Genomic DNA, 13,958 nt, shown 5'->3' with positions numbered 1-13,958 from the left:
TCGGCTTTTCTCGGCTTTTCTCGGCTGTTGCCTTCGGTGTCCGAGCCGTACGACTGCCTCAGCCGGCCTGCTCCGCGGCGATGGTGCTGCCGTGGTACCAGGGGTTTCCGGCGGCCTCGGAGATCAGGTTGCGCGACTTCGTCTCCCGCGCCTTTCCGAGATCAAGGGTCATGTACTGGACGAATTCCAGCGCGGTGAAATACTGGCGCATGAACGTCGGCTGGTCGAGTTCGATCTCCGTGACGGTGACGTTGGCGTTCTGCGGGATCGGAGCGGTCAGCAGCGCCACCAGGTTCTTGCGCTTGGCGCGGGTGTAGTCGTCCTCGTCCGGGTCGGTGAAGAGGAGAATGCTGTGCCGGCGCTCGGGGTCGGTGAGCGTGGCCACCTCGCTGTGGCAGAACTCGTGGAAGTAGTTCCGGGTGGCCGGCACCATGGCGATCTCGTTGAAGTGCATCTTGGCCAGCTTCAGCAGGCTCTCGTGCCACTTGGGCGACCCGAGCATGATGATGTTGGCGTTCTCGCTGCGCGCGGCGGCGTCGGCGGCCAGCTCGCGCAGGGCGGGTGTGAAGTCGGTTTCCAGGGTCTTCGCCAGGGCCCGGACCTCGGGACCGTGGTCGGTGTCGAGAAGCCCCAGCTTCAGGAACATGTCGACCAGGATCGAGAAGTACTGGCCGACGTGGAACAGCGGGTACTCGCGGTCCGGCTTGCTGAGGGTCCAGCGCGCGATGGACACCCCGTTCTCCTCGCCCAGTTCGCCGAGCCGGCCGCCGGAGGTGAGCAGCAGGACCCGGTCGTGCATCGGGCGCAGTGCGTGGAAGGCGCGGATCGGCTCGTTGGAGTGACCGCTGTAGGAGCTGAGGATGATGAGCGTGCGGTCGTCCTCGATCACCGAGCGCGGGATCAGGTACTCGAAGTCGTAGTCGTTGAAGACATGCACTTCGAGGCCGCTGCGGATCGAGGTGAAGAAGACCTTGATCACGTCCGACACGATGGCCGAGCAGCCCATGCCGCTGAACACGATGCGGGTGAACCGGCCGTTGCGCAGTTGTTTCGCCAGGTCCTCCGATATACCGGAGATGTCGTACTCATCGTACTTCGTGAAACCGGAGCGGTACTCCTGCTCCAGGAACTCCTGGTAGCGCTCAAGGCGTGATCGCATGACTGTGCCTCTCTTCCTCGGTTGCCGGTGCTGTCAGATGGTGCTGATGCGCGGTCTCCAGGGAACGGCCGGAGGTCTTCACCACATGAACTGGCCGCCGTCCACGATCAGTTTCTGGCCGGTGACATAGGCGGCGCCCTCGCCCACCAGGAATTCCAGGGCGTCCGCCATCTCGTCGGTGGTGCCGATCCTGCGCTGCGGAATCTCGTCCAGCAGCGCGCTCAGGTATTCCGGTTCGGCCACGCGGTAGCGGGTCCGCATCTCCTCCGTGTCGATCATTCCCGGGATGAGGCAGTTCACCCGGATGTCCGGCGCGAGTTCCATGGCCAGGCATTTGGTCAGATGGAGCAGACCCGCTTTGCTCGAACAGTAATTGGCGCCGTTCAGCCGGGGACGGATCGCCGTGGTGGCGCCGATGTTGACGATGGAACCGCCGCCGCTCTCCCGCATGGGCGGAGCGAACGCCCGGGTCATATAGAACGGCCCCGAGAGATTCGTGTCCAGTACCCGGCGCCAGTCCGAGTCGGAGATGTCGAGCACCGGCCGGTCGATGTTCAGGCCGGCGTTGTTGACCAGCACCCGCGGAACTCCGTGTTCGGCCCGCACGAGTTCGGCCAGCCGTGCCACCTCGTCGGGGTCGGACACATCCGACCGGACGACGGACAGGCCCTTCTCCATCTCCCTGACGGCTTGGTCCGCGGACTCCTGGTCACTGTGGAACGTCGCCACCACCCGGTATCCCAGCCGGACGAGCCGGCGGCTGAACGCGAGCCCGATCCCCTTCGTTCCGCCGGTGACGACGGCCAGCTTGTCGGGTGTTCCACTCACACTCTGTCGCATCAAACACTGCCTTCCCGTCGATATGTCCGTCTTCCAGGAAGTGAGCGCTCCGGCCCGGCGCCGGCAGGGCGCACCGTGGAACGCCGTTCGGGCCCTCCGGTGGCGCGGGTGGGGCGGCGCGGCCCCGGCACCCGGGCGTCCGCGCCGGCGGCGCGACCCGGACCCGGCGTTCCGTGCCGTCGCAGCGTGTGGCGCGTGCTCCGCGGCCCGTGGCGGGGCATCACAGCGGCCCGGGTGCGCCTGCCGCACCCGGCCGTGAGCGGTGCGCCGGCCGTGGCGGAACGCCCCCGCCACGGCGCCCCGGCCGCCGGCGACGCGGTCAGGGGCGGTGCGCTCCTCCCGTCGGTGGCTCATCCCGGTCGTGCGGTCCTCACGTGGGCATGGAGACCGTTGGTGTGTCCGCCGCCCGGCCCGGAGGGCGCCGCCCTGTCCGGCCGGCCGGCGTGACCTGCACTGGTGCGGGCCGCGGCGGCTCAGCCGGCCAGGGGCTTGCGGGCGCGGAGGATGACGTCGAACCGCCCGGGGTACTGACGGTCCAGGGGCTCGAAGCCCGCTTCGGTGTACCACTGCTCGAATTCGCGGGGCGTGTAGATGCGGCCCTCGGGCGACGCGACCGTCTGGACGTACGCCGACATGAACGCGGCGTGGGCGGGACCGGTCTCCTCGTCGTTCTGGGCGCAGGCCACGATCACCAGATGGCCGCCCGGCTCCAGTGCCCGGTAGCTCTTGGCGAAGAGGTCGCGGACCTGCTCCGGGGACCAGATCTCCAGGAACCGGGAGAACACGACGCAGTCGTGGGACGTGTCCGGCGTCGGGAACGCGTCGTTCATGACGTCGGTGCCTATCGCGCGGACCCGGTCGGACAGGCCGGCCTCGGCGATCCGGTCGTTCGCCATCGCGGCCACGTTCGGCAGTTCCAGGATGGTCGCCTGGAGCTGCGGCCACCGCTCGGCGAAGCCGATGGCGTTGGTCCCGGTCCCGCCGCCGACGTCCAGGACGTGGTGGTACGACGAGAAGTCCACGGAGTCGACGAAGTCCTCGACCACCGAGCGGCTCTGGTGCTCCATCATGGCCGTGAACACCTGCTCGAGGTTCTTGTCCTCGGCGAGGAGTTCGTAGAGCGTCGTCGCCGACGATCCGGCGAGCAGCTCACGGTGCAGACCCTGGTTCTCGTTGTCCACCAGCGATTCGTAGAGCCAGCTCATCGGCCGGTACAGCATCTCGTGGGTGTAGCGGACGATGACGGGCATGAAGCCGTCCGGGTCGCCCGCCAGGAGATCGGTCGCGGCGGTGTTGTGGTACCCGTCGCCTTCCTTGCGTACGAGTCCGAACGCGCTGCATCCCAACAGCAGTACGTGTCCGGGGCGTTCTTCGAGGCCCAGTTCGCGGGTGATCTCGTCCAGGGTGCTGCCCGGCCGCTCCTTGAGCAGGGTGAACAGTTTCAGACGGAGTGCCGCGTGCAGGAACGGGAAGCGGAAGCTGGTGTACACCAGCTGCCACAGCTCGTCCAGGGCGGTCGCCGACGGTTCGGTCATGATGATCCCCTTCACGGTTTCGCGGGCCTCGGGTGCGCACACCGTCGGCCGAGTCGTGGTGAAGTCCAGCATCGTCCGGTTCTGCTGATCGATCGCCGTTCGGGACATTCGGGAAAGTCGGGAAAGAGGACGGGAGCGGGCGCCGCGGACCGCCGTCCGCGGCAGGCTGTCCTACCGCTCCGTTTCGGACATGGAGTACGCCTTGTGCGTCATCCGGCGGGCCGGCGGGCGGCGTTCGCCCTCACAGGTACGCGCCGCGGCCGCGGCATCGTCGGCCCCGGCGATGTGCGGTGGCCCGTACAGCGGCGTCTTCTTCCGGGAGCCCGGTCCCCCGGTCCGGCGACGCCGGCGCCGAACGAGTGGCGCCGTCTCTCCATGGTCTGCTGCATCGCCGCCACCTCCCCCGCCCAAGAGGCAACAGCAAACCTGGAGGTCACACAAGGCCTCTCCAGCCACCACCCCGCCCCCGGGTGGCGTGAAACGTGCGGTACTCGCGTCTGCCTGCCTCCCCTTCAGGCCGCCGGGAGCGCCGAAGACGACCAGAACCCGTTCGGTTACAAGGCCGAAATCTTTCCCTCGAAGAAAACGGGGGGAGCTGGACCATTTTCCTGACCCGGACAGAACGCCGGAACGACGACGGCCGGCAATGCGCTAAACGCGGTGGTGACAGGGGCTGCCGGCCGGACCGCGACGGCCTGCGGACCCGCACCCCGCCGGATACGCCGGACACAGGGGCGACTATGGCACGAGGCATCCCATAAGGGACCGGACCGCTCTCGCACCATGGGTCCGGAACAAGCCGATCGCCCGCATGGCCGGAACCGAGCCCGGGGCCGGGGGCGGATCCGCCGACGACATCGATCACCGCGCCAACACGTCCTGACGTACCGTCAGATAAGGCAAGATCAATAAGCGCGGGGACCGGCGAGGACGGACGCCCTTACCCTGCGCGCACCCAGGATGGGCAAAGCTCTGCGACATCTGACTGAAATGCATCGCTGTTCGTCCGAGACCTGATGGCACCCGTCGGCGATTTGCGGTCAAACCCCCAACGGCCCGTGCGCGCAGGGACGTTGAGGCCCTGCCTCCGCTCTCAGCGAACGGCAGGCGGAGCCGCTCTCCGTGGCGTGTGAGCGTGTTAGCTTCGAACGAGGCTGGGGCAGGCGATTTCGATCACCGCTTGCCCAACGCAGTTCCCCGGGGCGCCTGGGGCTCGGTCAAGAACAGGGGAAAGACATGAGTGACGCGAAATTCCACCTCCCGGCATCGTCGATGGCACCGTCGGCCTACAGCCCCAGCGGCGGCGTCGCGTTCGGTGACCAGATCTTCAACCGCCTGCTCGGTGACCGCATCATTTTCCTGGGCAAGGAAGTCGACGACGAGATCGCGAACCAGATCACCGCGCAGATGCTCACGCTGGCGGCCGATTCGGAACAGGACATCTACCTTTACATCAACTCCCCCGGCGGCTCGGTGATGGCCGGTCTCGCGATCTACGACACGATGCAGTACATCCGCAACGACGTCGTCACCATCGCGATGGGTTTCTGTGCGTCCATGGGCCAGTTCCTGCTCACGGCCGGCACCCCGGGCAAGCGGTTCGCGCTGCCGCACACCCGGATCCTCATGCACCAGCCGTCGGCCGGGCTCGCGGGCTCCGTCACGGACATCAAGATCCACGCCAAGCAACTGCTGGAGACGAAGCGGGAGATGGCCGAGCTGATCGCCCATCACTCGGGTCAGACCTTCGAGCAGATCACCAAGGACTCGGACCGGGACCACTGGTTCACGCCGGCCGAGGCCAAGGCGTACGGCCTCATCGACGAGATCATGACCCATGCGTCGGGCGCACCGGGCAGCGGTGCCTACCCGAGCACGCCCGCCGGCTGACCGCGCGGTTGGAACCACAAGCCCGTTCGCATGGAGGTGTCACGCTCAGTGAAGCCGATTGATTTCTCGTCCCCAGACCGAGGCCTGCCCATGGAAGGCCGCTACGTCGTTCCGAGCTTCGTGGAGCGCACCTCACAGGGAACCAGGGAACTGGACCCGTACGGCAAGCTCTTCAGCGAGCGGGTGATATTCCTCGGACACCAGGTCGACGACGTGTCGGCCAACGACATCATGGCGCAGCTCCTCTGCCTGGAAGCCATGGACCCGGACCGGGATATCTCCCTCTACATCAACTCGCCGGGAGGCTCCTTCACGGCCCTCACGGCCATCTACGACACCATGCAGTTCGTCAAGCCGGACATCCAGACCGTCTGCCTGGGCCAGGCGAACTCCGCCGCCGCGGTGATCCTCGCCGCGGGCACGGCAGGCAAGCGGCTGGCGCTGCCGAGCGCTCGGATCCTCATCCACCAGCCGTACAGCCAGGGCAGCCAGGGTCAGGTGTCCGACCTGGAGATCCAGGCCGCGGAGGTCGAGCGGCTGCGTGTGATGATGGAGCGGGTCCTGGCGCAGCACACGAAGCAGCCGCTGGAGCGGATCTCCCAGGACGTGGAGCGGGACAAGATCTTCACCGCCCCGGAGGCCAAGGAATACGGACTGATCGACCACGTGGTGATGCCGCGGTCGATCGCCGGGGTGTCCTGACACCCGTCCGGTTCCCTCCGGTTCCCTCGGGTTCCCTCGGGCGTTGACGCACCGGGGCCGGGACAGCGTGTCCCGGCCCTGTTCCTGCCGTTGCCGTGCGCGGACGGCGCCGTACGGAGTCGTACGCCGTCAGCGGTAGTCGGTGTCGGCGATCACGTGCATCGCCGCTTCCTCCGCCGACGCACCGGCTCCGTCCAGCCCGACGTCGGAGGCGAACACATCCGACTCGGTGTTCTCGCGGCTGCCTTCGTCCGGGGCGACCAGCCGTCCGGCACGCGCGTCGCCGACCTCGTCGTCGAGCAGTTCGCCGTCCCCGCCCCACAGGTCGCCTAGCCCGTCGCCCTCCGGGACCCGGAGGTCGGGCACCTCCTCCGAGAGGCGCTCGTCCAGGCTCTCCCCGCGCCGCCGTTCGGACGCCGTGACACCGGTGTGCTCCGCGCCCCACGGCCTCTCCGGCGGGGAGTAGCCCTCGTCCAGGACCTCGTCGCCGGCCCCGTAGTCCAGGGTGTCGGACGCGTCCAGCAGACCGGCGTCGTCCTGCACCTCCGCCCCGTCCGGCTGGTAGACCTCGTCACCCGTCATCTCGGCAGTCATCTGTGCTTCCTTCTCGTTCGGGCCTGGTGCGGCGGGGCCTTCCCCGGCCACCGGAGCGGCGGTGGTCCCGTCCGCCGTCATGCGTCGCCGTGCCGCGCCGGATCAGGCGCCGTCGCCCGGTCGCAGCGGGCTCACCCGGGGCACGGACGCCTTGCCCGTGTTGGACACCTCGCCGCCGCTCCAGCGGACCCGGATCGCGGCCGTCTCGTCGGGCGGCGTGACGAGGACCGAGGCCGGTGTCACGGTGGTGACGCCGGTGATCTCCGGATTGGCGTACGTCAGCGCCGACCAGGCGTGGCCCCCGGGGGACAGCGTCACGGTCTCCGCCGCCTCGCCGGTGGCCCGCTCGGGATCCGGGGTGACGGCCTGGCCCGCGCCGTCGACGAACGCCACGCCGGGGAAGCCGTGCACCGTGCAGGTACGGCCGGAGGTGTTGGTCAGGACGAGGGCGAAGTTCGCCTGGCCGGCGCCCGGGTGGTCGGCTCCGACGGACGCCTTCAGTTCCGCGGTGTGGCAGCGGCGTCCCGTGCTCGGTACGGCGGTCCCCGATGACGCGGTGCCGGCGCCGGGCGACGGTGGCGGTGTGGCGTCCGTCCCGTCGGCCGGGCCGGAGGTGCCGGTGCCGGAAGCTCCCCCGGCGGTGGCGGCCGCCGGTGTCGACGGTGCGGGCCCGCTCGGGCCGGGGTGCGCGGTGCCGTCCGTGCTGCCGCCCGCGCACCCGGCCAGCACGGCGCAGCAGAGGAGGGCTCCGGGCAGGAGAATGCGGTGGGTCACGTCTCTTCCCCTGCTCACCGGCGCCGCAGCAGGTACGTGTGCTCACCGGACAGCACGAGTTCGCCGCGCTGGTTGTGGAGGGTGGCGGCCACTGGCAGGCCGTGCACGACCGGTGCGCGGTGGCCGTGCCGGCGTGCCCACTCCGCGTCGTAGTGCACCGGGTGGTTGTCCGCGGAGAGGGTCTGGAAGGCCGCGGCGTGCGCGTCCGTCAGGGTGCGGCCGGGCGCCCGGAACACCTCGCCCACACGCAGGTCCTCGAACGTCCTGGCCGGTACGACCAGGAAGGCGTCGGGGTGGAAGGCCTCCGGCGGCACCGGTGGCACCGGTGCCGTGTCGGGCTGTGTCATCGAGTCGTCCTCTCGTGGGATGGGGGCCGCCGCCCCGGGTGGGCGGCGGGAGCCGGCCTACTCGCCCGGGACGATCCGGGCGGCCAGGAGGTTGGGGTCGTCGTCGGTGAAGTAGGCGCCGCTGGCGATGTACGCGGTGGTGCCCCGTACGGCGAGCGACGTCGGGTTCTCCAGCCCGTCGGCGCCGGTGAGCACGGTCCGGTGCCGGCCGCCGGGCTCCACCAGCGCGACGTCGTTGTCCGCGTTGATCGCGGCCAGGAGCGTGTCGCCGCGGCCGGTGAACGCGAAGTCGTCGATGCCGGGCAGACCCGTGGCCCGGGTCTCGACCGCGCCGGCCGTTCCGTGCCGGGTGACCGGGATGCGGAGCACGGTGCCCCGGTCCAGGTTGGACACCCAGACCGCGCCGTGGTGGACCTTGATGCCGTTGGCCCCGAGGAAGCCGCCGGCGGCCAGCGCGGGCGCGGTGGCCCAGCGGGTGGGCGTGCCCCCGGTGACGGGCACCCGCCAGACGGTGCCGAGGACCGAGTCGGCGACGTACAGCCGGTGTTCGTGCCGGTCGAGGGCCAGGCCGTTGGGCAGGCCGTCGGCCGGGAGCGCGGCGATGCGCTGCGGGGTGCCGCCGGGGCGCAGGCGCCACAGGCCGGTCAGATCGCTGCTCCCGGTGGCGTACAGGAAGTACAGCGTCCCGTCGTGGGCGCGGACGATGCCGCCGAGGAAGGGGGACGACAGGACGGGGGTGGCGGAGCCGGCCGGCGGTTCGGGCAGGGTGGCCAGGACGCGCACCCGGCCCTCGGGGCTGATGCGGGCGACCTGGCGGCTGTAGGCGAAGGTGACGACGGCGCTGCCGCCGGGTTCCAGGGTGATGTTCTCCGGACGCTGACCGGCGGCGATGTCCAGGTGGGCCACGAAGCGCACGTCCGGCCGGGGGCCGGCGGCCGCCGGGGTCGCGGGGCCGGCCGCCGTCACGGCGAAGGCCGCCGCCACGGCGGAGGCGAGGACGCCGGTGCGCGTCCTGGTCAGGAATGCGGGCATGCGGGCTGTGCCTTCTTTCTTCGGGTCGTTCTTCGGATCGTTCTTCGCACCGCACGGGAATGAGGACCGCCGCCGGGTGCCGGGGCGGTCCGTGCAGCCGCCGCGGTCAGGGCCGGTGACCGGAGCGGACGGAGCGGACGGCGCTCAGGATCAGGTCGGTGACCGGCCCGGGGTCGCTCACGGACACCGCGTGCGGGGCGCGGACGGCGACGGTGCGGGCACGGGCGCGCTCGGCCATCCACCGCTCCGCGGCCGGCGGGATGTTGCGGTCCTCGGTCGCCACGAGGTACCAGCTGGGGATCGTCTTCCAGGCGGCGGCGGTGGCGGGCTCCTGGAGCGCGGCGAGGGTGATCGGCCGCTGTCCCGCGGCCATGACCTGGGCGGTCCGGACGGGCACACCGGCCGCGAACTGCTCGCGGAACCGGTGCCTGGCGATGACCAGTTCCTCCCCCTCTCCGCCGCCGGGCAGCGGGTAGCGCTGGGTGACGGTGGCCTGTCCCAGGGTGCTGCCGGGGAACCGGTCGGTGAGCTGGAGCGCGCTCTCGCCGACCTCGGGCACGAAGGCGGCGACGTAGACCAGGGCCTTGACCCGCGGGGCGCCGGCCGCGGCCTGACTGATGACCGCTCCGCCGTAGGAGTGCCCCACCAGCACGACCGGCCCGGTGACGCTGTCCAGCACGCTGCGGATGTAGGCGGCGTCGCTCGCCAGTCCGCGCAGCGGCAGGGCGGGGGCCAGCACGCGGTGGCCGTGCCGGTGCAGGCGTGCGACCACGCCGCTCCAGCTGGAGGCGTCGGCGAAGGCGCCGTGGACGAGGACGACGGTGGGTGTCTCCGGGCGGCCGTGCGGGCCGCCCGGGCGGTCGGCCGCCGTTGCCGGCGCGGAGTACGCGGGGCCCGCGGTGCCCAGCGCGGCGGCGCCGGCCAGGAGGGACGCGGTCACGGTACGACGTGAGATCGGTGCGTTCATGGTTCGCTCTCTGCGGAGGGAGGGGGCCGTTCCCGGACGGCCGGGTGGACGGGCGTGGCCGGCAGCGGGTCTCAGGCGGAGGTGGCCCGGACGGCTTCCTCGATCAGCTCGACGACCCGCTCGGGGTGGGAGAGCATCACCAGGTGGGAGGAGTCGACCTCGACGGTGGTCATACCGGCCCGCTGGTAGCCGTAGCGCTCCACGTCCGGGTTGATGGTGTGGTCGGAGGAGGCGACCAGACCCCACGAGGGCTTGGTCTTCCAGGCGGCGGCCGGTGCGGCGTCGGCGAACGCCTGGGCGGCGAGCGGGCGCTGGGAGACGGCGAGGACCTCGGCGCGGCGGACGTCGACGTCGGCGGCGAAGATCGCCGGGAACCGGTCCGGCCGGACGGACACGTCGGTGCCGGTCTCGTCCGGGCCGTCGAGGGGGAAGGGCGTGTAGACGAGTGCGGCGGCGAGGTCGGAGTCCGGGAAGCGGCCCTGGAGCTCGCCGAGGCTCTCGCCCTGCTCCAGCGCGTAACCCGCCAGGTAGACCAGCGCCTGCACGTTGTCCTCGGTGCCGGCGACCGTGATGACGGCACCGCCGTAGGAGTGGCCCACCAGGACGACGGGACCCGGTATCTGCCGGACGACCGAGGCGACGTACGCGGCGTCGCCGATCAGGCTGCGGTTGGGGACGGCCGGGGCGACCACGTCCAGACCGCGGGCGAGGAGCCGGGGGATCACCTCGGCATAGCTGGAGGCGTCGGCGAACGCGCCGTGGACGAGGACGACGGTCGGCTGGGGGGAACGGGACATGGGGGTACTTCCTTACGGGTGTCGTGGTGGGTACGCGGGTCGGGTGTCGTGGTGGGTGCGCGGGACGGTCCGCCGGTCCGGCGGCGGGTCGCGGTGCGCGGGATGCCGTCACCGCCGGCTGGTAGGCGACTCTAGGGACGGCGGGCGAGGTGTCCTTGCCCGTCCGTGCCGCGCTGGTGGCCTGTCCGTGCAGCGGCGGGGTACGGTCCGGCGGGGACGCCGGGAGCGGCGCCGGGGCCGTGGGTCCGCTCAGGGACGCGGTACGTTGCGGAGGTTGGCCCGGGCCAGGTCGATCATGCGTCCGACGCCGCCGGTGAGGACGGTGCGGCTCGCCGACAGCGCGAAGCCGGTGACCTGCCCGGTGGTGATCTTCGGCGGGATGGCGAGGGCGTTGGGGTCGGTGACCACGTCGACCAGGGCCGGCCCGTCGTGGGCGAACGCCTCGCGCAGGGCTTCGCGCACCTGGGCGGGCTTCTCGACCCGGATGCCGTGTGCGCCGGCCGCGGTGGCGATGGCGGCGAAGTCGGTGTGCGGGTAGCCGGTGCCGTGCGGCGGCAGCCCGTCGACCATCATCTCCAGGTCGACCATGCCCAGCGAGGAGTTGTTGAAGACGACGACCTTGACCGGCAGGCCGTGCTGGACCAGCGTCAGGAAGTCGCCCATCAGCATCGAGAAGCCGCCGTCGCCGGAGAGCGAGACGACCTGGCGCGAGCGGTCCAGGAACTGCGCGCCGATGGCCTGCGGCAGCGCGTTGGCCATGGAGCCGTGCACGAAGGAGCCGAGGATGCGGCGCCGGCCGTTCGGCGTCAGGTAGCGGGCCGCCCAGACGCAGCACATACCGGTGTCCACGGTGAACACCGCGTCGTCGGCGGCCTCCTCGTCGAGCACGGACGCCACGTACTCGGGATGGATCGGGGTGTGGCGGCCGGCGTCGCGGGTGTAGGCGCCGACGGCGCCCTCCAGGGCGCGGACGTGCCGGTGCAGCATGCGGTCGAGGAACCGGCGGGACGGCTTCTCCCGCACGGCGGGCGTCAGGCACCGCAGCGTCTCGCGGACGTCTCCCCACACGGCGAGGTCGAGCTGCGTGCGCCGTCCCAGCCGCTCGGGCTGCACGTCGATCTGTACGGTCCGCACCCCGCGGGGCAGGAAGTCCGTGTACGGGAAGTCCGTGCCGAGGAGCAGCAGCAGGTCGCACTCGTGCATCGCCTCGTAGGCGGCGCCGTACCCCAGCAGGCCGGACATGCCGACGTCGAAGGGGTTGTCGTACTGGATGTGTTCCTTGCCGCGCAGCGCGTGGCCCACGGGGGCCTTCACCTTCTCGGCGAACGCCATCACCTCCGCGTGGGCCCCTTCGACGCCCCGGCCGCAGAAGACCGTCACCTTCCCGGCGGCGTCCACCAGCTCGGCCAGCCGGGCCAGTTCCCCGTCGCCCGGGCGGACCGCCGGCCGGTCCAGCGGCGTGGCGAGTTCCGCCCGGTCGGCCGGGGAGTCCTGGGCGGCCACGTCGCCGGGCAGGGTCACCACGGACACTCCGCGCCGGCCGACCGCGTGCTGGATCGCGGTCTGCACCACCCGCGGCATCTGCCGGGGCGAGGAGATCAGCTCCGAGTAGTGACTGCACTCCTCGAACAGCCGGTCGGGATGGGTCTCCTGGAAGTAGCCGGTGCCGATCTCGCCGCTCGGTATCTGCGCGGCCAGGGCGAGGACCGGTGCCATCGAGCGGTGCGCGTCGAACAGGCCGTTGATCAGGTGCAGGTTGCCCGGCCCGCACGACCCGGCGCACGCGGCGAGCCTGCCGGTGAGCTGGGCTTCGGCACCGGCGGCGAAGGCCGCGGCCTCCTCGTGCCGGACCTGGATCCACTCCAGGCGGTCGTGCCGTCTGACCGCGTCGACGACGGGGTTCAGGCTGTCGCCGACCACCCCGTACATGCGGCGCACGCCGGCGCGTGCGAGGAGGTCGACATACTGCTCGGCGACGGACTGTCCGGCCATGGTGCTCCTCTGGTGGTCGCTCACGGGGGCCGTGGCCAGGCTAGGAAGGCGCCGGGCGGGCCGGTTGCTCCTGTGTGCACCGTTCGGAGCCCGTCAGCGCACCGCCCACGGCCGGGCGGACCCGGGGTGGGGGCGCGCGGAACGGCGGGCGGCCCGCGGGGCGTGTCCGGCCGCGTGGTCAGCCCGCGGCACCGGACCCGTCCGCCGGCGCGAGGAGTACGGCCGTACGGCTGTTGTGGACGACGGAGTCGGTGACCCGGGGGCTGACGAGCGCCTGGAGCAGGCCGCGGTGATGGGGGCCGAGGACCAGCAGGTCGGCCTGCCGCTCCTCGGCGACGGCGGAGATGGTGGTGGCTATCTGGGTCGTCAGGGCGTTGGCGATGAGGCCCTCGGCCTCGACGCCCGTGTCCCGCAGCGAGGTGACGGCCTCGTCGAGGACGGCCTTGGCCTGCGCGTCGTCCTCCAGGGACACGATGGTGGCGAGCGTCGCGGTGGACGCGGCGACGTGCAGGACGCCGACCGCGGCCCCGGTCAGCCGGGCCATCTCACCGGCCAGGCGGACGGCGGAGTGGCGGGCGGGACTGGAATCGACGGCGACGAGAATGCTGCGGAACATGGCGTGGGTGTCCTTTACGCGTGGGTGTCGAGGCGCCCGTCGAACGCGGGGCCTCACGGACGCGATCAAGCATCCCCCCGGCCACCGGGTGCTCCCGCTCCGTTCGGCGTGGATCCGCCCAACCGTGCTCCCGGGGACAACGGTCCGTGCGCTGCGGGACAAGCTCTGCCGGTCACCCGTTCCTAGGTTCGTGACGAGTGAATGACACATCCGCACTCTTCCGGGGGTCGCCCATGGAACAACGTCCCAGCACGGTCAGGTGCGCGGTGACGGCACAGGTCAGCGTGCTGAAGGGATCGTCCCTGCCGTTGCCGGCCGAGCTGCTCTACGGGACCGCCGACCCCTACGCCGTACGGCTCTCCCTCGGCTCGTCGACCGGACCGCCCGTCACCTGGGTGTTCGCCCGGGAGCTGCTCGACGAGGGGACGAGGCGGCCCGTCGGCCCCGGAGCCGTCCTGGTCGTGCCCCGCTACTGCCACCGTCCCCGCTCCGTGCGCGTCGTGCTCAGCGACGACATCGGTGCGGCACTGGTCGAGCTGCCGGCCGCGGAGGTGGCCGCGTTCCTGCGGCAGACCTTCGCCCTGGTGCCCGCCGGCACCGAGAGCGACCACCTGGACCTCGACGGCGCCCTCGCCGAACTCATCGGGAGAAGCGGCTGACGCGGCGCCGACCCGCTGCGCCGCGACGGTCGGTCCCGTCCGCCGCAGGTGGCG

Annotated in this window: 14 protein-coding genes; 3 read left to right on the top strand and 11 right to left on the bottom strand. The window is 71.3% G+C overall.

Annotated features, from left to right (window positions below; translation table 11 throughout):
* Positions 1–58: 58 nt before the first annotated feature.
* From ACZ4SV_RS09890 to ACZ4SV_RS09880, 3 genes are all read right to left on the bottom strand, one after another.
* Positions 59–1,159 carry an SIS domain-containing protein gene (locus ACZ4SV_RS09890; RefSeq protein ID WP_468002977.1) on the bottom strand — a complete coding sequence of 367 codons (1,101 nt, stop codon included), beginning with the start codon at positions 1,157–1,159 and terminating at the stop codon, positions 59–61.
* Positions 1,160–1,237: 78 nt separating this feature from the next.
* A complete protein-coding gene (locus ACZ4SV_RS09885; protein WP_468002975.1) occupies positions 1,238–1,987 on the bottom strand; it encodes an SDR family NAD(P)-dependent oxidoreductase in 750 nt (249 codons plus the stop codon).
* A gap of 485 nt (positions 1,988–2,472) precedes the next feature.
* The gene (locus tag ACZ4SV_RS09880) at positions 2,473–3,534 is read right to left on the bottom strand and encodes a methyltransferase (protein ID WP_365878178.1); all 1,062 of its coding nucleotides are present in this window, start codon (positions 3,532–3,534) and stop codon (positions 2,473–2,475) included.
* A gap of 1,272 nt (positions 3,535–4,806) precedes the next feature.
* Here ACZ4SV_RS09880 and ACZ4SV_RS09875 point away from each other — a divergent pair.
* On the top strand, positions 4,807–5,424 hold the full coding sequence (locus ACZ4SV_RS09875; RefSeq protein WP_365941947.1) for an ATP-dependent Clp protease proteolytic subunit: 618 nt from the start codon (positions 4,807–4,809) through the stop codon (positions 5,422–5,424).
* Positions 5,425–5,454: 30 nt separating this feature from the next.
* Positions 5,455–6,126 (top strand): ATP-dependent Clp protease proteolytic subunit, encoded by a 672-nt coding sequence (locus ACZ4SV_RS09870; RefSeq protein ID WP_397937326.1) that lies wholly within the window; start codon positions 5,455–5,457, stop codon positions 6,124–6,126.
* A gap of 129 nt (positions 6,127–6,255) precedes the next feature.
* Here the strand turns inward: ACZ4SV_RS09870 and ACZ4SV_RS09865 are convergent, their stop codons facing one another.
* From ACZ4SV_RS09865 to ACZ4SV_RS09830, 8 genes are all read right to left on the bottom strand, one after another.
* The gene (locus tag ACZ4SV_RS09865; RefSeq protein ID WP_468002972.1) at positions 6,256–6,720 is read right to left on the bottom strand and encodes a DUF5709 domain-containing protein; all 465 of its coding nucleotides are present in this window, start codon (positions 6,718–6,720) and stop codon (positions 6,256–6,258) included.
* A gap of 102 nt (positions 6,721–6,822) precedes the next feature.
* Positions 6,823–7,494: a DUF4232 domain-containing protein gene (locus tag ACZ4SV_RS09860; RefSeq protein WP_468002970.1), complete on the bottom strand. Its 672-nt coding sequence runs from the start codon at positions 7,492–7,494 to the stop codon at positions 6,823–6,825.
* 14 nt (positions 7,495–7,508) lie between these two features.
* On the bottom strand, positions 7,509–7,841 hold the full coding sequence (locus ACZ4SV_RS09855) for a MaoC family dehydratase (protein ID WP_468002968.1): 333 nt from the start codon (positions 7,839–7,841) through the stop codon (positions 7,509–7,511).
* A gap of 57 nt (positions 7,842–7,898) precedes the next feature.
* Positions 7,899–8,873, bottom strand: a complete 975-nt coding sequence (locus ACZ4SV_RS09850; RefSeq protein ID WP_468002966.1) for a hypothetical protein — start codon at positions 8,871–8,873, stop codon at positions 7,899–7,901.
* A gap of 106 nt (positions 8,874–8,979) precedes the next feature.
* Positions 8,980–9,840: an alpha/beta fold hydrolase gene (locus ACZ4SV_RS09845; RefSeq protein WP_468002964.1), complete on the bottom strand. Its 861-nt coding sequence runs from the start codon at positions 9,838–9,840 to the stop codon at positions 8,980–8,982.
* 71 nt (positions 9,841–9,911) lie between these two features.
* Entirely contained in the window at positions 9,912–10,637 is a 726-nt protein-coding gene (locus tag ACZ4SV_RS09840; RefSeq protein WP_365879066.1) for an alpha/beta fold hydrolase, read from the bottom strand.
* A gap of 249 nt (positions 10,638–10,886) precedes the next feature.
* Positions 10,887–12,629: a pyruvate dehydrogenase gene (locus ACZ4SV_RS09835; protein ID WP_468002962.1), complete on the bottom strand. Its 1,743-nt coding sequence runs from the start codon at positions 12,627–12,629 to the stop codon at positions 10,887–10,889.
* Between the two features lie 178 nt (positions 12,630–12,807).
* On the bottom strand, positions 12,808–13,245 hold the full coding sequence (locus ACZ4SV_RS09830; protein ID WP_397937315.1) for a universal stress protein: 438 nt from the start codon (positions 13,243–13,245) through the stop codon (positions 12,808–12,810).
* A 233-nt stretch (positions 13,246–13,478) separates the two neighbouring features.
* On the opposite strand from ACZ4SV_RS09830, the gene ACZ4SV_RS09825 reads away from it, so the two are divergent.
* The gene (locus ACZ4SV_RS09825; protein WP_468002959.1) at positions 13,479–13,904 is read left to right on the top strand and encodes an SsgA family sporulation/cell division regulator; all 426 of its coding nucleotides are present in this window, start codon (positions 13,479–13,481) and stop codon (positions 13,902–13,904) included.
* Positions 13,905–13,958: the final 54 nt, after the last annotated feature.

Source organism: Streptomyces sp. NPDC027672 (assembly GCF_055566335.1).
Note: the sequence above shows the minus strand (reverse complement) of the source record. Positions and strands in the feature narration are given on the sequence as shown.